Origin of the sequence: Falsihalocynthiibacter sp. CO-5D18, from assembly GCF_041205445.1 — a bacterium.
GTDB classification, from domain to species: domain Bacteria; phylum Pseudomonadota; class Alphaproteobacteria; order Rhodobacterales; family Rhodobacteraceae; genus Falsihalocynthiibacter; species Falsihalocynthiibacter arcticus.
Genome location: NZ_JBGFCF010000004.1, coordinates 157,507 through 177,590 on the forward strand (window position 1 = coordinate 157,507; position 20,084 = coordinate 177,590).

The 20,084-nt window shown below is 53.2% G+C and carries 23 protein-coding genes, 1 other RNA gene and 1 pseudogene; 10 read left to right on the plus strand and 15 right to left on the minus strand.

All coding sequences use genetic code 11. From position 1 onward, the window contains the following. Positions 1–9 precede the first annotated feature (9 nt). From AB9F27_RS07230 to AB9F27_RS07245, 4 genes are read left to right on the plus strand one after another with little or no spacing between them, the layout of a single operon-like run. On the plus strand, positions 10–1,515 hold the full coding sequence (locus AB9F27_RS07230; RefSeq protein WP_039000205.1) for a tripartite tricarboxylate transporter permease: 1,506 nt from the start codon (positions 10–12) through the stop codon (positions 1,513–1,515). Next, the gene (locus AB9F27_RS07235) at positions 1,515–2,870 is read left to right on the plus strand and encodes an acyclic terpene utilization AtuA family protein (protein ID WP_369757629.1); all 1,356 of its coding nucleotides are present in this window, start codon (positions 1,515–1,517) and stop codon (positions 2,868–2,870) included. Before AB9F27_RS07230 ends, AB9F27_RS07235 begins: the two co-directional genes overlap by 1 nt. Then, complete coding sequence (locus tag AB9F27_RS07240; RefSeq protein WP_039000208.1) at positions 2,863–3,165, plus strand: DUF4387 family protein; 303 nt, start codon at positions 2,863–2,865, stop codon at positions 3,163–3,165. Before AB9F27_RS07235 ends, AB9F27_RS07240 begins: the two co-directional genes overlap by 8 nt. Before the next feature lie 13 nt (positions 3,166–3,178). Then, positions 3,179–4,189: an AbrB family transcriptional regulator gene (locus AB9F27_RS07245; RefSeq protein ID WP_335586389.1), complete on the plus strand. Its 1,011-nt coding sequence runs from the start codon at positions 3,179–3,181 to the stop codon at positions 4,187–4,189. Here AB9F27_RS07245 and rnpB read toward each other — a convergent pair. The 8 genes from rnpB to AB9F27_RS07285 all read right to left on the minus strand — a co-directional run bounded on the left by rnpB (position 4,190) and on the right by AB9F27_RS07285 (position 9,282). Beyond that, positions 4,190–4,588, minus strand: an RNA gene (rnpB, locus tag AB9F27_RS07250) — RNase P RNA component class A. It lies immediately after the preceding gene. Between the two features lie 12 nt (positions 4,589–4,600). Continuing rightward, positions 4,601–5,305, minus strand: coding sequence for an N-acetylmuramoyl-L-alanine amidase (locus tag AB9F27_RS07255; protein ID WP_335586405.1), 705 nt, complete (start codon positions 5,303–5,305; stop codon positions 4,601–4,603). Between the two features lie 8 nt (positions 5,306–5,313). After that, entirely contained in the window at positions 5,314–5,976 is a 663-nt protein-coding gene (locus AB9F27_RS07260) for a hypothetical protein (RefSeq protein ID WP_335586388.1), read from the minus strand. A gap of 29 nt (positions 5,977–6,005) precedes the next feature. Then, entirely contained in the window at positions 6,006–7,493 is a 1,488-nt protein-coding gene (gene gatA, locus AB9F27_RS07265; RefSeq protein WP_335586387.1) for an Asp-tRNA(Asn)/Glu-tRNA(Gln) amidotransferase subunit GatA, read from the minus strand. Then, positions 7,493–7,780, minus strand: coding sequence for an Asp-tRNA(Asn)/Glu-tRNA(Gln) amidotransferase subunit GatC (gatC, locus tag AB9F27_RS07270; protein WP_039000214.1), 288 nt, complete (start codon positions 7,778–7,780; stop codon positions 7,493–7,495). Before gatC ends, gatA begins: the two co-directional genes overlap by 1 nt. 82 nt (positions 7,781–7,862) lie before the next feature. Continuing rightward, entirely contained in the window at positions 7,863–8,216 is a 354-nt protein-coding gene (locus AB9F27_RS07275; protein WP_335586386.1) for a diacylglycerol kinase, read from the minus strand. Next, on the minus strand, positions 8,213–8,569 hold the full coding sequence (locus AB9F27_RS07280) for a YigZ family protein (protein WP_335586385.1): 357 nt from the start codon (positions 8,567–8,569) through the stop codon (positions 8,213–8,215). The genes AB9F27_RS07275 and AB9F27_RS07280 overlap by 4 nt, the downstream gene beginning before the upstream one ends. Next, on the minus strand, positions 8,569–9,282 hold the full coding sequence (locus AB9F27_RS07285) for a M48 family metalloprotease (RefSeq protein ID WP_335586384.1): 714 nt from the start codon (positions 9,280–9,282) through the stop codon (positions 8,569–8,571). Before AB9F27_RS07285 ends, AB9F27_RS07280 begins: the two co-directional genes overlap by 1 nt. Before the next feature lie 104 nt (positions 9,283–9,386). Between AB9F27_RS07285 and AB9F27_RS07290 the strand changes: the two genes are divergently transcribed. Continuing rightward, a complete protein-coding gene (locus AB9F27_RS07290; protein ID WP_039004359.1) occupies positions 9,387–9,626 on the plus strand; it encodes a hypothetical protein in 240 nt (79 codons plus the stop codon). 1 nt (position 9,627) lies between these two features. Here the strand turns inward: AB9F27_RS07290 and AB9F27_RS07295 are convergent, their stop codons facing one another. Continuing rightward, a complete protein-coding gene (locus AB9F27_RS07295) occupies positions 9,628–9,876 on the minus strand; it encodes a DUF167 domain-containing protein (RefSeq protein ID WP_039004360.1) in 249 nt (82 codons plus the stop codon). Between the two features lie 149 nt (positions 9,877–10,025). Here AB9F27_RS07295 and AB9F27_RS07300 point away from each other — a divergent pair, with 149 nt between their 5' ends. Then, on the plus strand, positions 10,026–10,604 hold the full coding sequence (locus AB9F27_RS07300; protein ID WP_335586383.1) for a nitroreductase: 579 nt from the start codon (positions 10,026–10,028) through the stop codon (positions 10,602–10,604). Continuing rightward, positions 10,601–11,287: an EI24 domain-containing protein gene (locus AB9F27_RS07305; RefSeq protein ID WP_335586382.1), complete on the plus strand. Its 687-nt coding sequence runs from the start codon at positions 10,601–10,603 to the stop codon at positions 11,285–11,287. Before AB9F27_RS07300 ends, AB9F27_RS07305 begins: the two co-directional genes overlap by 4 nt. Here the strand turns inward: AB9F27_RS07305 and AB9F27_RS07310 are convergent. Both AB9F27_RS07310 and mce read right to left on the minus strand, forming a co-directional pair. After that, complete coding sequence (locus tag AB9F27_RS07310; protein ID WP_039004363.1) at positions 11,284–11,568, minus strand: DUF1467 family protein; 285 nt, start codon at positions 11,566–11,568, stop codon at positions 11,284–11,286. The genes AB9F27_RS07305 and AB9F27_RS07310 overlap by 4 nt on opposite strands. After that, positions 11,568–11,972 (minus strand): methylmalonyl-CoA epimerase, encoded by a 405-nt coding sequence (mce, locus tag AB9F27_RS07315; protein WP_335586381.1) that lies wholly within the window; start codon positions 11,970–11,972, stop codon positions 11,568–11,570. Before mce ends, AB9F27_RS07310 begins: the two co-directional genes overlap by 1 nt. Before the next feature lie 199 nt (positions 11,973–12,171). Between mce and AB9F27_RS07320 the strand changes: the two genes are divergently transcribed. Further along, a complete protein-coding gene (locus tag AB9F27_RS07320; RefSeq protein WP_335586380.1) occupies positions 12,172–12,888 on the plus strand; it encodes a response regulator in 717 nt (238 codons plus the stop codon). A gap of 4 nt (positions 12,889–12,892) precedes the next feature. Here AB9F27_RS07320 and AB9F27_RS07325 read toward each other — a convergent pair whose 3' ends face one another. Continuing rightward, positions 12,893–13,609, minus strand: coding sequence for a GNAT family protein (locus tag AB9F27_RS07325; RefSeq protein ID WP_335586113.1), 717 nt, complete (start codon positions 13,607–13,609; stop codon positions 12,893–12,895). Positions 13,610–13,793: 184 nt separating this feature from the next. On the opposite strand from AB9F27_RS07325, the gene AB9F27_RS07330 reads away from it, so the two are divergent. Next, positions 13,794–13,973, plus strand: a complete 180-nt coding sequence (locus AB9F27_RS07330; RefSeq protein ID WP_039004366.1) for a hypothetical protein — start codon at positions 13,794–13,796, stop codon at positions 13,971–13,973. A gap of 3 nt (positions 13,974–13,976) precedes the next feature. On the opposite strand, the gene AB9F27_RS07335 is transcribed toward AB9F27_RS07330, so the two are convergent. The 3 genes and pseudogenes from AB9F27_RS07335 to aspS form a co-directional block, all read right to left on the minus strand. After that, positions 13,977–15,197: a DUF1501 domain-containing protein gene (locus AB9F27_RS07335; RefSeq protein ID WP_335586112.1), complete on the minus strand. Its 1,221-nt coding sequence runs from the start codon at positions 15,195–15,197 to the stop codon at positions 13,977–13,979. 4 nt (positions 15,198–15,201) lie between these two features. Then, positions 15,202–16,596 (minus strand): annotated as a pseudogene (locus tag AB9F27_RS07340) (DUF1800 family protein). Between the two features lie 110 nt (positions 16,597–16,706). After that, positions 16,707–18,482 (minus strand): aspartate--tRNA ligase, encoded by a 1,776-nt coding sequence (aspS, locus tag AB9F27_RS07345; protein ID WP_335586111.1) that lies wholly within the window; start codon positions 18,480–18,482, stop codon positions 16,707–16,709. A 248-nt stretch (positions 18,483–18,730) separates the two neighbouring features. Between aspS and AB9F27_RS07350 the strand changes: the two genes are divergently transcribed. Then, positions 18,731–20,065, plus strand: a complete 1,335-nt coding sequence (locus AB9F27_RS07350) for a glycosyltransferase family 87 protein (protein WP_335586110.1) — start codon at positions 18,731–18,733, stop codon at positions 20,063–20,065. Positions 20,066–20,084 lie beyond the last annotated feature (19 nt).

Here is a 20,084-nt window from a genome sequence, read left to right on the forward strand (position 1 = left end):
ACCTGCCCCATGGATCTCTTTTCTAACCTCGCGATGGGGTTCGCAATTGCATTGTCTCCCTACACGTTGATGCTCGCTATCATTGGCTGCTTTCTGGGTACAATCATTGGCGCCCTCCCCGGTCTTGGCCCCTCAAACGGCGTCGCCATCCTTATCCCCGTGACCTTCACGCTGGGCCTTGATGCAACATCCGCCCTCGTCCTTATGACCTCGGTGTACTACGGCGCGATGTATGGGGGCAGGATCAGTTCGATCCTCCTTAACATCCCCGGAGATGAACCCGCCCTGATGACCACCCTCGACGGCTATCCGATGGCCAAGGCAGGGCGCGCAGGCGATGCGCTTGTGCTCTCGGGTGTGGCCTCCTTTGTAGGTGCGCTACTTGCTACAATCGGGCTTATGTTGCTCGCACCTATGTTGGCCCGCGTCGCTTATGTCTTTGGTCCTTCAGAATATTTCGCCCTCTACTTGCTCGCGTTTTGTACGTTGGGCGGCATGGCCAGCAACAACCAAGCCAAAGCGGCGATTGCTTCCTGTATTGGCCTCGGCATATCAACGGTCGGCATCAGCAGCGGCAGCGTTATGCCGCGCTTTACGGGCGGAAATCTCCACATATATGACGGCATCGATTTCCTCGTTGCCATCGTTGGCCTCTTTGCAATTGCGGAAATCTTTTTCTTCATCGAAGACCACGGAAAAAATTCCCCTGTTGGTGTAGATCTCGAGAAAACCACCGTTCCATGGAAAGATATTTGGGAAACCAAATGGACAATGTTGCGCTCTTCGGGTGTGGGCTTTGTTGCCGGTATCTTGCCCGGTGCGGGCGCATCCCTCGGCAGTTTCTTGGCCTATATGACTGAAAAAGCGATTGCCGGCAAAGACGGTGGTTTCGGCACAGGTGTCGCCAAAGGCATTGCCGCACCAGAGGCGGGCAACAACGCGGCCGCCGGTGGTGCCCTCGTTCCCATGCTCACACTCGGCGTACCCGGATCAGGAACAACGGCGGTGCTCCTTGCTCTTTTGATGACCCTCAACATTACCCCTGGACCCACGCTTTTCACTGACCAGCCCGAAGTTGTTTGGGGCCTCATTGCGTCGCTCTTGATTGCCAACATTGTGCTCTTACTCATGAACGTTCCGATGGTGAAAATCTTCGTCAAAATCCTCATGGTTCCACCAGCGATCCTGCTGCCCGGTGTGACGATGGTTTCGTTTGTAGGCATCTACTCCCTGTCGGGAAGCTATTTCGACTTGCTCTTGATGATCGGATTTGGTGTGCTTGGATACGTGCTGCGCAAGCTGGACATTCCAACCGTTCCGGTGATTTTGGGTATCCTTCTGGGTGGGAATATGGAAGACGCCTTAAGGCGTGCCATGACACTCTCCGATGGCGAATGGACATATCTGTTCTCGTCCAACATCTCGATTGGGCTTTGGGTTGCCGCGATCGTCGGATTTGTCGCACCGATGTTCCTGCGCAACGTCTTGCGCAAACCGCAAAGGGTCACTGACTAATGGTCAAAGTTCTTATCCCTTCAGGCGCACTTGGCTTGAACTACGACAAGGCGGCGCTTGCGCGTGGCCTTGCGCAAAACCCTGATATCATTGCGATTGACGGCGGCTCGACGGATTCAGGCCCTGCATATCTCGGACAAGGGGTCTCGAAATATGCGCGCAGTTCGATAAAAATCGAATGGAAGGGATTGATGGTTGCCCGCCAAGAAGCAAACGTCCCTTTGGTCATCGGAACCGCAGGGACATGCGGCACGGACAGCGCAGTTAACTGGCTTCTGGACATCACAAAAGAGATCGCCGCCGAGTTGGGCCAAACGCTAAAAATTGCAGTTTTGCGAAGTTCCCAAGACGCGGAAATCCTCGCGACCGCCTTTGATAGTGGACGCGTCACCCCCCTCCCCGCGGCCCCCGAAATCACCCGCGAGAGTTTTGCGGAATGTAGCAATATCGTGGCCCTCGCTGGCGCCGAACAAATTGCCGCCGCGATCCAAACTGGCGCGGACGTCATCATCGCGGGGCGCACCACCGATACAGCGACCATCGCCGCCCTCCCGTTGATGAAAAACCTCCACGCAGGAGCCGCATGGCACGGGGCTAAAATCGGCGAATGCGGTGCGCTCTGTGCGACCAACCCACAATCGGGCGTCGTGATGATCGAGTTTGACGCGAACGGTTTTACCGTCACGCCCATGGCCGAAGATTCAGCGGCCAATCCGCATACTGTTTCGGCGCATATGCTCTATGAAAACTCCGACCCGTTCATCCTCTATGAACCCGGTGGACACCTCGACGTAACTGGCGCAAAATACATGGCACTTGATGCAAGACGCGTGCGGGTTGAGGGCTCCGAATGGGTGCCTTCCGATACGTATACCGTGAAGCTTGAAGGCGCTAAAATTCAGGGATATCAAACGGTTTTGATGGTTCTTTTGCGGGACAAGCACTATGTCGAAAATGCACAAATCTGGGCCGACGACATCCACGCGAAATGCAGCGAAAAGGTGCAAGACCGGATGGGTTTGCATAAAGAGGACTACAGTATTGAGTTGCGCCTGATTGGCCAGAACGCAAGTTTTGGTTCCCTCGAAACCAACACAAACCCCGCGCCCGAAATCGGCATCCTCGCGATTGTCACAGCGAACACTCAAGCGATTGCCGAAGAGATCGGCCAGATGTTGAACCCCTATTTGCTGCACCATCCGCTCACGCGCGAAGAAGAACAACCAACCTTCGCCTTCCCGTTTTCGCCCGCCAGTCTCAATCGGGGTGCGGTCTATGGCTTTTGCCTCAACCACACGCTTACCTTGGATAATCCCATGGACGCCTTTTCACTGGAAGTTATTCAACATGGCTGAACTGCGCGATATTGCCTACAAAATTCGGTCTAAAAACGCGGGGCCCTTTTGGCTCACGGTGGATATTTTCTGCGGGAACGGCCCGGCCTTCACCCAAATTTGCAACGGGCTTTCAACCCAACGTGTGGCCTCTGTGTTTGGCACGAAGGTTGAGGACATCAAGCGCTTTGAAATCCCTGACTTGAACGTTATAAAATTCTCAATGCCGCGTCCCAGCATTCAAGGGGCCGTCGAAGATCGCGACATGCACGGCGCTTCTTGGGCTGCGCTACTTGCAGAAACATCAATAAATTAAGGGAACTTTAGAAATGCAAGCATATGTTGTCGCGCTTGTTATCGGGGCCGTCGGCGCGCTTGCCGCCACATTTATCGGCCTGCCTGCCCCCTTTCTGACGGGGCCTGCCATTTGTGTTTCACTGGCGGGATTGGCAGGGGTAAAATGCGCGGTTCCCAACATATTGCGGGACGCAATTTTCCTCATCATCGGCCTCGCTCTTGGGTCTAGCGTAACCCCTGAAATTCTTCAGGCGGCTAAAGCTTGGCCCCTAAGTCTTGTCGGCATGTGCGTGTCCGTTGCGGTCGTGATGCTTACGGGGGGCTGGATGTTTCAACATGTTTTTCACATGGACCGCCCCACCGCGTTTCTATCCTCGAGTCCGGGGCATTTAAGCTATGTCATCGGCTATTCTACGGACGTTGGCGCTGATACCGCAGTGATCTCGGTGGTGCAGTCAATCCGCGTTCTCATTCTCACTCTTTTGGTGCCGTTTTCCGTGGCCATCTTCACGGATGCTGATATGGGGATGCGCGCGCCCGTGGGCCATATTTTGACGCCGCTTCACCTTGGAATTCTTGCTGCCCTTGGCGCAGGCCTTGGCGCGATATTCATTCGATTCAACCTACCAGCGGCCCTACTGCTCGGCGGCATGATCGTCTCAACCCTAGGTCATGCAACCGACGTTCTCCCTGGCGTTGTACCTCCTATTTTTACGATCGCAGCGTTCATCACTATGGGTACACTCATCGGGACACGATTTAGTGGCGTCACCCCAATACTTCTGCGCAGCGCTGCCCTTGGCGGTTTGATTTTTACCGTTCTAGCCCTCGTGATTTCCATCATATTCGCAACCGGAATTGCCTATTTCACCGACCTCCGTTTTTTAGACATCATCATCGCCTTGGCCCCAGGCGGCCTTGAAACCATGGTCGCGATGGCCGCCATAGTTGACGCCGACCCCGCCTATGTCGCGTTGCATCACGTTGGGCGACTCTTCTTCTTGAGTGCCTTCGTGCCTCTTGTTTTGACTTGGAAAAAATAAACGTGCGGATGGCCTATAAGCCGGATTTTGTCCACGCCGCATTACACGACGCTGGATGACCATTCTTCTAGCCCTGCTGTTACCAACAGGGTCAAGCTGCCAACCCGAACCTTCTGGGCCGAAGCCGCCCTGCGAGTTGCCCCGCGTGAGGTTCCTATTTGGCATTGCTCCTGGTGGGGCTTGCCATGCCAGCGATGTTACCACCGCCGCGGTGGGCTCTTACCCCACCGTTTCACCCTTACCCGCCACGGTATCGCTTGCGCGACCTGTAAACGGGCGGTCTGTTCTCTGTGGCGCTTTCCCTCGGGTTACCCCGGCCGGGCATTACCCGGCACCATCCTTCATGGAGTCCGGACTTTCCTCGCGGTGTTGCCACCCCGCGGTCATCCAGCCATCCGCACGCTTTGGGGATTATGCGTTTGCGCGCCCGCCGTCAACGGGGAAGCGTTGTGCAAGGTCTTGAATGATCCGCATATCTTCGCTGTCCAGAGGGCCACGGTGTCCTGCACGAAAACGGTCACGGAATGCCGCCAAATATGCGTCACATTTCACGTCCATATTTTGACCAGTGCCATAGCCAAAGCGCGCCGCATCCTGACACCATTTGGCAAAATCGGGCGCTGGTGTATCCGGTGTCGTTTCGGGCCAAACAGACAGACCTTGCAGCGTCAGTCGACGCCAATCCAAACGTCGCCCCGGATCGGCCTTGCGATGAGGCGCCATGTCCGAATGTCCGATCACGCGTTCCGGCGGGATGTTCCACGCTTGCATGATTTGAGGCAACAACGCCTCAAGCGCGGCCATCTGGGGTTCGGAATAGGGGGTGCGGCCCGTGTTATCCAACTCAATGCCAATCGAGTGTGAATTGATATCGCTACAGTCCCCCCAAGACCCCGCACCTGCATGCCAAGCACGCATTTCTTGAGCTACGAGTTGCAGGATGCCCCCCTTTTCTGAGATCAGAAAATGGGCCGAAACCTCAAACTCGGGGGAGCAAAGCCGCGCGAGGGCGGCGTCACAACTGCTCATGGCCGTATAGTGTAAAAGAATGAGGTCGGGCGGGCCACCGTGGCGCCTTGGCCCGAAATTAGGTGAAGGACATTGCGTTATCTGCAACGGGACAATTACCCGCGCCGTGCCGCGCGGAACGGCGCGGGGGTCCAAGCACAGGCAAATCCGTCCCCATCAGGATCAATCCCTTTACTGTCTTTTTGAGGGCCGCCATTCTGCAAAAAGGCTTCCTGTGCATCGTTGGACGTCAGGTATTTTGAACAGGCCTTTGTGTACTTCTCCTGCGAATACCGTCCCGACCGCGCATAGATCGACTCGCCGACTGAATTAGTCGTTCCGAGCGCAAAGGCGATAACGGCAGTTGCACTTGATGTACTTGTACGCGATGGCAAAGCCGTTGGGTTAATCACTTGATATTGCGCCCGCTGTTCTGCCAAGCGCTCAGCATCACTTGCAATCGTTTCGCGCGCAGCAACAGCTTTGAAGCTCTGCTCGTCAGAAATCCCAGTTCTAGAGGCCTGAGGCTGACTTGGCGCGCCGTTCAGGTCCGGCGTTTGCTTTACAGCTTCTTCGAGCGCCAAAGAAATATTGGATGACCCCACGTCCTCGTCGGAAATCACCCCCGCCTGAACGGGACTGCCTTGAAGAGCTTGCGCAGTGTTGTAATTGTACCCCTCGAAATCGTCGAAGCCCACGCCGGAGTCTGGAACTCCCGACTGACAAGCGACAAGGCCCAGCAGAGCGATCATAGAAACGACGGATAGTGAGTTGCGCATAGTTACCTCTGGTCGGTTGATCGTCGTGTTTACCACCAATTGTTTGGTTTGGAAACAAATCCTGCCGCAGTCTCAAGAGCATAGGCCGTATTGAGTAGATCGCCCTCTTCCCACGGACGCCCGATCAATTGCAAACCAAGCGGCAATCCTTCGGAATTTAGCCCCGTTGGTACCGAAATACCCGGCAATCCAGCGAGGTTCACCGTCACGGTAAATACATCGTTGAGGTACATTTTTACGGGATCGGCGTCACTCATTTCGCCAAGGCCAAAGGCAGCTGAAGGCGTCGCAGGTGTCAGGATCGCATCCACACCTGCGGCAAACACATCGTCAAAGTCCCTCTTAATCAAGGCTCTAACGCGGCGCGCACGGTTGTAATAGGCATCATAGAACCCTGCTGACAGCACATAAGTACCGATCATCACACGGCGCTGAACCTCGGAGCCAAACCCTTCGGCGCGGGTTTTTTCGTACATGTCATCAATGCCATCGCCCGCCGCCAATTTTGCGCGGTGGCCATAGCGCACGCCATCATAGCGCGCCAGATTTGAGGAGGCTTCGGCGGGAGCGATCACATAATAGGCAGGCAGCGCATATTTCGTGTGCGGTAGGCTGATGTTCACGATCTCAGCGCCCGCACTTTTGAGCATCTCGGTACCTTCGGCCCAGAGTTTTTCGATCTCTGCGGGCATTCCGTCCATGTGATATTCGGATGGGATACCGATTTTTTTGCCTTTGATGTCGCCCGTCAAAGCGGCCTCAAAGTTTGGAACGGGTATGTCATACGAGGTGCTGTCTTTGGCGTCATGGCTGGCCATGGCTTCCATCATGATCGCCGCGTCGCGCACGGTTTTGGTCATGGGGCCCGCTTGATCCAGCGAGCTGGCGAAGGCCACAACCCCCCAACGCGAGACACGTCCGTAGGTCGGCTTGAGGCCAACGATGCCCGTAAATGCGGCTGGTTGACGGATCGAGCCGCCGGTATCCGTACCTGTTGCCGCAAGGCAAAGGTCTGCGGAAACTGCGCTCGCGCTGCCGCCTGACGACCCGCCGGGTGTCAGCGCGGCAGCGCTACCTTCGCGGCGCCACGGGTTGATCACGTCGCCGTAAACCGAGGTCTCGTTGCTCGAACCCATAGCGAATTCGTCCATGTTCAATTTGCCGAGCATGACTGCGCCACTGTCCCAAAGATTTTGGGTGACGGTGCTTTCGTATTCTGGCTTAAAACCTGCAAGGATCGCAGAAGCGGCTTGGCTTGGAACACCTTTGGTGCAGAACAAATCCTTAATACCCAACGGGATACCGCACATATCAGGAGCATCCCCGGTGGCAATCCGCGCATCTGCGGCGGCAGATTGTGCGTGGGCAATCTCTGGTGTGTTGTGCACAAACGCGTTCAACGCGCCGGATTTCCCGATTGCTGTGAGGCAAGCTTCGGTAAGCTCAACCGAGGTAAAATCACCCTTGCGCAAACCGTCGCGCGCACCGGAAATGGTCAGTTTGTTTAGATCGGTCATTATTCCACCACCTTCGGCACGACAAAAAAGCCTTCGCGGGAGTCCGGCGCATTGGCCAAAACCTGCTCTTGGATGTCGCCATCCGTCACGATGTCTTTACGGCGTTTTAGGCGCTGAGGCGTGACCGACGTCATGGGCTCTATGCCCTCGACATCAACCTCATTGAGCTGCTCGATAAACCCGAGGATCGTGTTGAATTCTTCTGCCAGCGCAGGAAGCGCCTCGTCAGCGACGCGAATGCGGGCCAGTTTTGCCACACGCGCAGCAGTATCCTTGTCAATCGACATAGGGGGTCTCCGTCAGCTCAATTGGTTCAATTCTTATTTAGCATTTAACTCGCGAGCGCAGGGGGAGCAAGACCGCAATGCCCTACCCGATCAGGATGATGACCCACGCGGCCCCCGCAGCGATGGCGGTAATTGTGACGCCAGCACTTCCGGCGTCCTTTGCCGCCTTTGCCAGTGGATGATACGCGGGCGATAGATAGTCGATACAGCGCTCAATTGCGGTGTTGTAGCATTCCGCCGCCAACACAAGAATGCCCAACGCAACAATCAGGGCGCGCTCAGCAGTGGACAAATCCAAAATCATCGCGAGGGCAAAGGAGGCGGCATTGGCCCAGACCCATTGTTGCAGACTGGCCTCTTCGCGCCAAATCATGCACCAACCTTCCCAAGACCACTTCGCGCGGTCCGAAAATCGTTTCCATTGCTCAACAATCATTTTGCACTCCGATTTTCAAGATAGTGACGGACGCAATCCTGAACGCGTCGAAAACGGTCGCCCCCCAATTTAGTGCCGCCATACCACCGCGTCACGACGATGATATGGTTTTGAATCTCTTCCCGCTCCAGCATGCGCAGAATAATTGACCCAGCGCCACTCTCGCCGTCGTCGGCCTTTATAGGACCATCCTCTAGCAAAACCGCCCATGTATTATGGCTTGCTTTGGCGAATTTCTTTTGCTTTTTGAGTGTTTTCAGGAAGGCGAGCGCCTCATCGCGACTTGTGATTTCCCCACCTGTTACCGCATATTTACTGCCTCGATCTGTCAAAAAACCTTCAATTTGCAACATTACGCACCATAAACCGCAGAGCGCACGGTTTCGATCCGGTCCGCATTAGAGGGATGTGATCCAAGGAACTCTTCACCAGGGTCAGGGATGCGGGTAAAATAAGCGACCCCAACTTCAGGATCGAAACCGGCTTCTAAGGCAATCAAGGCACCTAATTGATCCGCTTCGAGTTCATGCTGTTTGGAAAATTGACGCGACCCAACAAAGGCACCGATGTCGCGTGCGGTTTCGATTGCTTCTGGATCGGCCCCCAAAATTGTGGCCGTGAAACTCCCCAACATTGCACCCTGACTGGCCATAGCCATCTGTTGCTCTAAGTGCCCCGCCACATGGTGGGCCGCCTCATGGCCTATAACAAAGGCTAATTCATCATCATTTTGCACTTCATCCAAAAGCGAAATTGTCACGGCCAAAACCGGCCGGCCATTCTCACTCAGAAACTGATAGGCATTCGATGGTTGGTGTGCGCGGTCGTCCATGACGATCAGGAAATCGCAATTTCCACGCGTTCGGGCCTCATGGCAAAAGGACTCTGCAACAATTTCAATACGCCCCGCGACACGCAAAAAGTCTTGCTCACTCATTCCCTTGCCATTGGTGTGGATAGTCCCAAAGTGTTCAACCCTCTCAATTGGTTGAACATTTTGCGAAGCGGTCGTTGAAACACATCCCGCAACACCCGCAAGAAGCGCTAAACCTCGTAAAACTTTCACTGAAAACACCTTCAACATCCCGTCTTTTTAACATGTTGACGGTCTTTTTCCAGCCCACACTGTGTTGCTGTTGCAATTATTCGGTCAAAAGCTAAACTGAATGTATGTTTACAATAGAGCATGATTTTGAAGCCACTATTATCACCCTGATCGACGAGGGCACCCCCTTTCTTCAGGGCGACATCACCATAAATGCGTTCCAGGACTGTATCACGGTTGAGCAGGTCGATCCGCAAACAGATCGCCTTCAACGTATCACCATTTCAATGACCCAACTTCAGGAATTACAATCGGCTCTCAACCTTCCTGAAGGCAGCTATCGAGTGGCCGAAGACCCCGAATAGATCATTCCATCACACGGAAAACCTTATTTCTTGACGTTTCCCCGCGCAGCAAAACAAGACGTGTTTTGGGAACGCCCATCGCCTTGGACAGAAGCTTTACAATCGCAGCATTCGCCTTCCCGCCCTCGGCGACCACCGTGACATAGACCCGCAACCCCGTCTGCGTTTCGACAATTCGATTTCGGCTGGCTTTAGGTGTTGCAACGATTGCAATTTCGGCTCCCCTGATGGCGAGATGCTTTAAATCCAATGAACGCCCTCCACTCTCTGCCCCTGTTTGATGCGAAACTTTGGCGTGCAGCCTTGCCAGCACCATGTGTTTGCGGCACATCTGCGTATGTTACGCCTTGAAAGCTGAGGATAAAACTCCGACATGCTAGAAAACACCGACGAGGACTTATGCCCAAACCAAATCCTGCCGCAATGGAATTCCTGTTATCTCGGCGCTCCCGACCTGCTAAAACTCTTACGTTCCCCATCCCATCAGCGCAAGATTTGCACCCAATCCTAACGGCAGCTGCGCGCACACCGGACCATGGGAAGCTCGAGCCCTGGAGATTCATCGTCCTCGCGGATGCGGCCCTTCCTCGCCTTGCCGAACTCACCGATCAACGTGGGGCGGCCCTGGGACTTGATGATGAAAAACGAGCGAAATCAAAAGCTCAATTCGCCAACGCGGGACTTGTCGTTGCGGTTGTGTCTTCGCCAAAATCGTCTGAAAAAGTGCCATATTTGGAGCAGGTCTATTCGGCGGGTGCCGTATGTTTAGCACTTGTGAACGCGGCCCTTGCCTCTGGTTGGGGGGCAAATTGGCTCACGGGCTGGATGGCCTATGACCCCGAAATCCTCACAGAGGGGCTTGGGCTTGGAGAGGGAGAAACCGTTGCAGGCTTCATCCATCTAGGCACCGAAACTTCTACGCCTCCGGACCGTCCCCGCCCTGATCTTGCGGCCATCACCACTTGGGTAACAGAATGATATTTGGCGATTTTTTCAAATCCCTTGCACAGCTTTCGGATCGCAGCTTTCGCCTCGTCCTCTGGAAGGGTGTAGGCCTTTCCTTCCTGCTGCTGTTTGGTATTTACGTCGTGTTCGTGACGGGTATCAATTGGTTCGTTCCTGAGTCTGTGACCTTGCCGTGGGTTGGAAATATCACGGTCCTGAAAAGTATTTTCAGCTGGGCCTCGATCCTCTTGATGATCCTGCTTTCGATGTTTTTGATGATCCCCGTCGCCAGCGCTTTCACAGGTTTTTTTCTTGATGAAGTTGCCGAGGCCGTGGAGGACAAGCACTATCCGCAGCTCCCCCCCGCCCCCAAAATGCCGTTCGCTGATACGGTCGTGGATACGGTCAATTTTCTTGGTCTCATTGTGGGACTAAATATCGTTGGTCTTGTCGTCTTCCCGTTTTTTGGCCCCCTCGCCCCCATAATGTTCCTAGGACTGAACGGTTTTTTACTTGGCCGCGAGTATTTCCAAATGGCAGCGATGCGCCGATTAGGCCGTGTTCAAGGCCGTGCATTAATGTCAAAAAACCGAGGCGAAATCTGGATCGCAGGCGCGCTCATGGCTCTCCCCCTGCTCATCCCATTCGTCAATCTGTTTGTACCCGTCCTTGCCGCAGCAACATTCACCCACATGTTTCAGCGCCTTAGGCCTTAAGACGCAGGAACCTCTGGGGGAAGGCGATTCATCCAATCAATATCGCGCACGGTAATTGTGTCTGTCACGATAATCGTGAAAATGATCGCCCAAAGTACAGTGGTAATCAGGGTCACAATGATGGCCCGCTTTTTAAGCTGGGGATCCACGGGCGCAGACGACGGCGTACCCGGTACAACTTCGCCCATGTCTTGCTGTGATTTAAGCCGAATGGGCAATACCACAAAAAGCGTCATAAACCAGAGGACAGAATAAAGAACGATCGCGGAAGTAATAGCCATTATATTTGCTCCAATTCAATGAGGGTTCCGTTGAAATCCTTGGGATGCAGGAATAACACAGGCTTGCCATGCGCACCGATCTTCGGCTCCCCCGTTCCCAAAATACGTGCGCCTTTTGTTAAAAGATGGTCGCGCGCGGTCAGGATATCATCAACTTCGTAACAGATATGGTGAATCCCACCGGACGGATTCTTTGCCAGAAAACCGTTAATCGGACTATCCTCGCCTAAGGGAAACAACAGTTCTATTTTTGTATTAGGCAGGTCAATAAATACAACCGTCACCCCATGATCTGGTTCGTCCTGAGGCGCACCAACACTCGCCCCGAGTGTGTCGCGATATTGTGCAACAGCGGCGTCCAAATCCGGCACGGCAATCGCAACGTGGTTTAAGCGACCAATCATGTGTTTCTCCCATATTCAAGGTGTCTCACTATCCTATAGGGCGCTTCCGCGTGCAATGGGATAGGGGCAAGTGCGACAGAAAAACGACGAAAGGGTCGGCCGTTTTAACGAGTCGTTATCCCTTAATCTTGTTTAATACGATTCTGCACCCAGCTCTTTCTGCATAAACCACGCAGACAAACTTAGAATGGAAAAGGAAATGGACGATCTTAGTAAATTCATGAACAGCCCACCGCCAACACCCACGCGCCCCTTACTTGGAGTTACCGTATTGGTGGTCGAAGATAGCCGGTACGCCAGTGAAGCCATGCGCATGTTGTGTTTGCGTTCTGGCGCCCGAATTCGACGCGCCGATTGTCTGCGGTCTGCGCGAAAGCACCTTCAAGTCTTCAATCCAACAGTTGTTATCGTTGATATGGGGTTGCCTGACGGCTCCGGTGCAGAATTATTGGCTGAATTAAGTCAGACTGCTTCCCCAATTTCAGTTCTTCTGGCGACCTCAGGAGATTCAGGCTTGGAAGAGGAAGCAATTGCCGCTGGAGCGGTGGGCTTTTTGTCCAAACCCGTAAACAATTTGGCGCAATTCCAGAATGCAATCCTAGCGCATTTGCCCACCGAAGATCACCCCCCTGGGCCGCGCCTCCTCAATAACGAACAGATTGTCATAGACAAACTCGCTCTTCGCGACGATTTCGCTCACGTAGAAGAGGTCCTCGCCCAAAATACCGATGGGGACACGCTGGACTATCTGGCGCATTTCATTTCCGGAATCGCCCAAACGGCGCAGGACGGTCAATTGATCGAAGCAGCAAATGCTTTGGCACATGATCGCGCACAAGGCCGCTCAACGCGCACAGACGTCGAGCGGATATCGTCAATGCTACGCGCACGCCTAGAGGAACGCACCTCCATTTAAGTCCTCATTTCAAAACGGGGTCGGAAGACGCGCGCACAATGCCTGTAAGATCTTTAAGGCTTATAATTTGAGCACCGGATTCGCTGAAGTTCTGCGGAGCTAGCCACGTTTTGTACGCCTCTCTTAGAGCCGGCCATTCCTTATCGATTGCCGCAAACCAGACGGTGTCACGATTTTTGCCTTTTACGATCGCGGCTTGCCGAAAAACGCCTTCATAGCTCAGACCTAATCGTTGTGCCGCACGGCGCGAAGGTATGTTGTTGGCATCGCATTTCCATTCGAAACGACGGTACCCCGCCTCAAAGGCCCACTCCATGGCCAAGTAAAAAGCTTCAGTGGCCGCACGTGTTTTTTGGAGTTCGGGCGCAAAATTAATATGCCCAATCTCGATTCCGCCAGCCTCTGGCGAAATCCGCAGAAAGCTCAAAACACCGCAAACGTGACCATTCTTGAGGTCTCGCACTGCATAAAAGTATGGGTCATCTTTTTCTTCAACGCTTCGGGCCCAACGCAGATAATCAGCGGCGGAAGGAAATGGCCCATACGGTAAATAGTCCCAAAGAGCGTCGTCCACCGAGTTCGCCCCATGAAGGTCCGCGGCATGGAGATCGGCATTAAGCCGCTCTAGCGCAACAAAATCACCCTTCATTTCAAACGGTTCGGGACGTGGAGGAACCGTCCAGCCGCCGACATCGTCACCAAACCTCTTATTTTCCGTCATCGCTATCGGCCCTTCTTTCGTTTTCGCCACAATTGACAATAATCCAACGACTGTCCAGCGCGTCTCTTCTACCCAAAACACCTCATTTTCATCGCAATCTATCGCAGTAATTACCCGATTTTGCCCCACTGCTGCCGCATTCCAACGCGATTTTGAGGTAAGTCGGGAAATTTAGGAAAACATCATGATTGAGTATACCCAGAATGCTTTTAGCAATCCAAAGGTTGTCAAAGCCTTTGATTGGAGCGTGTTTGCAGGTGGGATGGTCAGTCTTGTATTTGCGATAGCCATGACAATCATGGGGGATGGCGAGACCCAAAATGCAGGTGCCCATTTGAACGGTGAAACACTCGCCAGTTTGTAAGGATTACCGAATTATCTGGGTTGCACCGCTAAGGTCTAGCCCAGGGAAAATGTGTTTTTCAAGCGTTTCGACGTTTGTTCCAAACATTCCCCGAATAGCCATCGCCGCATAAGCACGCACATCTTGCGTCGGATTCAAATCACGCCCTTGGTATAAATCTTGTTCCCGCAAACCCGGCCAATCCCCGTACACTTGCTTACCTTTCAGGGCACCACCCACCAGAATGGACAAACCTCCGGTGCCGTGGTCCGTTCCCTTGGTCCCGTTTTCGTGGGCAGTTCTCCCAAATTCTGTCATTGCGACAATCGCCGTCTTTTCCCAAATGGGTCCTAAATCATTCTTTAACCGCAAAATAACATCCGACAGATTTCTAAGCGCGCGCTTCAGAGCGCCTTTTTGATTGCGGTGCGTATCCCACCCATTGATCGAAAAAGACGCGATCCGCGTTTCCTCTAGCAAACGTGCGGCCGCAAACGCGGCAATGTTTTCATATCCACTTAGGTTGCGAGCTTCCTTTGCCACCTTCTGCATGGCTTCCAAAGGGTCTAGGCTTTCGGATATCGCCGCCATAGGCGAAGTCAACGCGATCGCTTCGGCCAAATTATTGCGAAACAACGGGTCGTTTTGATAAGAGATTTCCAACAATCGTTTCGCCTGCTCGGTCAAATCCAATCGAGTATCAGGCGCCCAATTCGAAATCTCGGCCTCCCCTTTGGCCAAAAGCATTTCATAGCGTCCAACAGTAAAAGCCGTTTGCGCGTGTGATTTTGGCATGTGTTGCAGCAGGCGGTTGAGCCAGCCATCGCGAAACATTTGGCCATCAGAATTCACCATCCCTGCTTCCAAAACATCCTGCCCGTCAAAATGGCTTCGCTTATCTCGGTAAGGTGTGGAAACAGCATGTGCGAAACCGAGTTCTCCTGCCTCCCATAGAGGTTGCAGCGCCAAGAGGTCGGGATGCATGAAAAACATACCGTTTAACGGGATCGCGGAGCTGGGTTGCGGCAATAGAGACGGACGAAGTGTAGAATACTCTTTATTTTCAAAAGGACCAACCACATCCAGACCGTCCAGACCGCCCCTCAAAATAATGACAACCAGCCGATGATCGCTCGGAGTCGAAGCGAGGGAAATTGGCGTAATCAGAGGACTGGCAGCAAGAGAGCATCCCAGAAATGAAGAATGAACCAGAAATTTGCGTCGCGTGAAGTCCTTAGCTGACATATTTCTATCTCCGCTGAAAGTCAGGCGAGGCAAGGACGAGTCCAATCCCCTCCCATTTGGTTTCGGCAGAATTTGCAACAAATTGTACGGTAGGCGTGAGTCGGTCACCAAGAGCATTTTGCGCTACTTGAAGTGGAGTAATCTCGCTGTTTGCAAGCGACCCCGCAAATGCCTGAGGTACCATCATCGCCCATTGAATGCGCGCCGCCAAACCTTGAGGCGTAAACCATTGTTTGGCATTTTCGGGCCACCCGTCGGGGCCATTGGGCCGTTCCCAAGGTTGCCCCATAAGTGAGAGCGGACTTTGAAAAGACAAATTCGTGAGCCTGTCGTTTAACCTCGTTATAACCTTCACATCGACATCCAGCGCACGCAACGATGTCGCAACAAAATCAAACGGTTGCATTGCCTTGGTGAATTTTTTTCCCCACGCTGCGGGATGGGACAACATAGCTTGATAACAGGCGAGCAATTCGCCATCCGACGCCAGATAGGCGCCTCGGATATCGCCAACAAGTGCAGGATCGGGGGTGTCCGACACAAAATGCACCGCCATTTTTTGCGCAAGATGTGATGCCGTTTCGGGCCGTCGCGCAAAATCTTCGAGGGCGTGATGAATGGATTTAAGACTCGCGCGTGGCCCTCTGTAGGTTTTCCCAAGAATTTCTTCGGTTCCTGGCTCTGCACGTTAGGGTATAAATTTCATCCCATCCGCAAAGGTAAAGCGCGTTCCCGCCAAAAGTTCCGCGAATTGCCGCACATCTTTTTGCGAATACCCCCCACCGACGCCCAATGTATGAAGTTCAAGAATTTCTCGAGCCAAATTCTCGTTAAGTCCCACGTTTTTACGTTTGCGCGACACGTAACTGTTTGGTCCAATAGATTGATTTTGATCAAGATAGTGCAACATGAGGGGGTGCAGAGAAGATGCGATCAGGAGATCGGAAAAGCGACCGTTAATATTCGGCCGAATGGCATCCTCAACAAATGGTGTCACTAAATGTCGGTAGTATCGGTCGTTCCCAACTACGGTGAAGTGATCCGCCCAAAACCGCACCAAACGTTCGCGAAACCCATGTGGGGACGCTATATAGCGCGCGAGACTCGCGTTAAACCAACGAGTGTTAGCGCGCGCCATAGACTTACGCCGCTTGGAAAATTGTGCTTGCGCCTCTTTTTCAAGCTCCGTGCCTCTGTTTTTCTTTTTGAGTTTGCTGAGCCTTTTCAGATCAAGGATCATGGCTCTTTGGCTCTCAAACGATGCGATGGGAAATTGCTTTGCCAACACATCTGGCCCAGTAAGTTCAGCAAAAACGGCGTCAAGGGAGTGTGGTGGTACAAACCGAAGGGAAAGTCCGGTGCCAAACCGAATAGCAGCTATTTCTGGATCAAAGGCCATTTTAGGGCATCCCGATTGCGCGATGCCTTAGGATAACACCAACAATTGCCGTGATGCCATCCTCTTTGGAATCCTCCGCCCATTCATAGAACAGGCGGAGGGTTTCAGATTTAGTCCTGTGGAATAACGCGCAAACCAAGCTCCATAAGCTGTTCACTCATGGGTTCGCTCGGGGCGCTCATCATCACATCTTCGGCACGTTGATTCATTGGGAACATGATGACTTCGCGAATGTTGGCTTCTTCAGCCAACAACATCACGATCCGGTCGATCCCTGCGGCGCAACCACCGTGGGGAGGAGCGCCATATTTGAACGCGCTGACCATGCCGCCAAAGCGTTTATTAACTTCTTCGGCGCCATACCCCGCGATTTCAAACGCTTTGTACATGATCTCAGGACGGTGGTTCCGGATCGCGCCGGATAGGAGCTCATAGCCGTTACAGGCAAGGTCATATTGGAAGCCCAAGACCTCTAGAGGATTGCCATTTAGCGCGTCCATACCGCCTTGTGGCATCGAGAACGGGTTGTGTTCAAAATCGATTTTTCCGGTTTCTTCGTCGGCTTCGTAGATTGGGAAATCGACGATCCACGCAAAGGCAAACCGGTTTGGATCGGTGAGTTTGAGCTCTTCCCCAATCACGTTGCGCGCACGGCCCGCAACAGCTTCGAACGCTTTTGGTTTACCTGCGAGGAAGAACGCCGCGTCGCCAAGGCCGAGGCCAAGTTGCTGGCGGATTGCCTCTGTACGTTCTGGGCCGATGTTTTTGGCCAAGGGGCCTGCCGCTTCAAGGCCTTCACCCTGATCACGCCAGAAAATATAGCCCATGCCCGGAAGACCTTCAGCCTGAGCGAAGCTGTTCATACGGTCACAGAATTTGCGCGAGCCACCTTTAGGTGCAGGAATGGCGCGCACTTCGGTGCCCTCGTTTTCCAGCATTTTAGCAAAGATCGCAAAACCAGAACCGCGGAAATGCTCGGACACAACCTGCATTTTAATCGGGTTACGTAAGTCGGGCTTGTCGGAGCCATACCAAAGCGCTGCGTCGCGATAGGAGATTTGCTCCCACGTTTGGTCGACTTTTTTGTCGCCGCCGAACTCCTCAAAAATACCAGTGAGGACGGGCTGGATTGTGTCAAACACGTCTTGCTGGCTCACGAAAGACATCTCAAGATCGAGTTGGTAGAAATCGGTGGGTGAGCGATCGGCGCGTGGATCTTCGTCGCGGAAACAAGGCGCGATTTGGAAATACTTGTCGAAACCCGAGACCATAATCAGCTGTTTGAATTGCTGCGGAGCCTGTGGCAGCGCGTAGAATTTTCCGGGATGTTGGCGCGACGGCACAAGAAAGTCGCGTGCGCCTTCTGGGCTTGAGGCTGTGATGATCGGCGTTTGATATTCGCGAAAGCCGCCATCCCACATGCGACGACGCATGGAGGCCACTACATCCGAGCGCAACTTCATGTTTTTCTGAAGTTTTTCACGACGCAGGTCGAGGTAGCGATACTTCAGGCGGGTTTCTTCAGGGTATTCTTGATCGCCAAAGACCATCAGCGGAAGTTCCTCGGACTGGCCCAAAACTTCAAGATCACGTACAAAAACTTCGATTTCGCCCGTCGGAATAGCTTTATTCACAAGGCCCGCGTCGCGCGCCATAACGGTACCATCAATGCGAATACACCATTCAGAGCGCACTTTTTCGAGGGCAGCAAAAACGGGGCTGTCGGGGTCGGCGATAACCTGAGTGATGCCATAATGATCGCGCAAGTCGATAAACAAAAGGCCACCGTGATCTCGCACGCGATGTACCCAGCCAGAGAGACGAACAGTGTCTCCTACATTGGCGCTGGTCAGAACGGCGCAAGTATGGCTGCGATAGGCGTGCATGGCGTTTTCCTTTGAAAGACGACGAAGTGAAGTGGTTCGAATGCCGATACACCGTTTTAGGGTGGAAAAGTCAATAGAAGCGCACGGGATTAAGGTGCAAACATCACACAGTTGCCCGTTTTAACCCGCCATCAACCTGAATACATGGTCTTAACTGGGCGCGCGACCTATCGTGATCCGCAAAAGCCACGGGGACATTATCCTATTTGGGCCCAAAAAAATGGCACGTGCGAGCAGGAGTAGTGGGTATGAAATCCGATTTTTTATGGGTCGTGTTGGTGATTTCTATTGCCACGATCATATCCGTCACGACGTTTAATCCAGATGTCGCCGCCGATTTTCAAGCGCTTTGGGTGGCCGGAGAGTTTTACCAGGCGGGCGCATTCGACCAAATCTACCCCCCAGACACCGAATACTTCACCAGCAAGCCCTCGCCTGAGTGGATCGCTCATGTTGCGGCACAGGGCCAAACGACGCCAGTTTACTCTTATATTTACCCCCCCATTTGGGCGGCATTATTCGCAAAACTGACAACACTCACGACGTTTCACACGTTATCCACCATTGCGGGCGTCATAAATCCGATCCTGATGGGGGGGATGGCATTCTTGGCGTGGCGTTTTTGTTGTTTGGCCGGAATGAAGGGAATCCGCGCACCCGTTTACGTGGCGCTCGTGATGATTATTTTGATGACAACGACCCTTGGAACAATCGGGCTTTTTCAGAACCAAGTCCAAATCCTTGTCAGTTTTCTCATACTCCTTGGCCTTGAACGTGAACGGGCGAACGCGCCTATTATCGGCGGTTTCGCCATGGGCTTGGCGGCAGCGATTAAGCTATACCCCGTTTTCTTTGCCATTTTTTGGCTTGCGCAGGGCAAGAATCGCGCCGCGGCGTCCTTTATAATTGGTGGCGGTGCTATTGGCCTTTTGTCGATCTTCATTTCTGGCTGGCCCTTGCACGAGGTCTTCCTTGAGCAAGTTCGGGTCATTTCAAACGGTGTATTTTTAAACAAAACAAACTACGCGCTTGAGACCTCTATCGCGAATGTGTTTTTCCAAGAACAACTCGTTTTCAGCACATCAGCGGCAAGCGAACTCGATGCTGATGCTCTAAATGGAATTCAAATCGGTCAACTGGCGATGGCCAAACCAGCAATCTGGATGATTTTGAGCCAACTTGTAATACTGTTGTCAGCAATTACCCTCGCGCTTGTCGCCTACAAAACCCGAGATCGTAATCCGCTCGCCCTTTGGCCTTTTGCGTTGACCCTTGTATCCCTCATGAGCCCTCTCGCATGGGGCTATCATTTTTTGCCCGCCGCCAGCTTTGCCCCCGCGATTTTGGCCTTTTTGGGTTTTCGTGTCGGACTTCGCACATTGGCGATTTGCTTTATTCCTTTGGCGATGGGGTTGTTGCCGACCTACGAGGGCCTATCGAATTCTATGAACGTCCCTCAATTGGTTGGCTTTAGTTGCTTAGCTACCTATTGCGCGGTTTGGGCCTATCTCTTGGCAAAAGATCGACACCCCGTCGCCTTAACCCAACAAGCCTCCGCCAAAGACAGCGCGATTCCCGCTTAAGGGCTTGCGCCCACGCGCC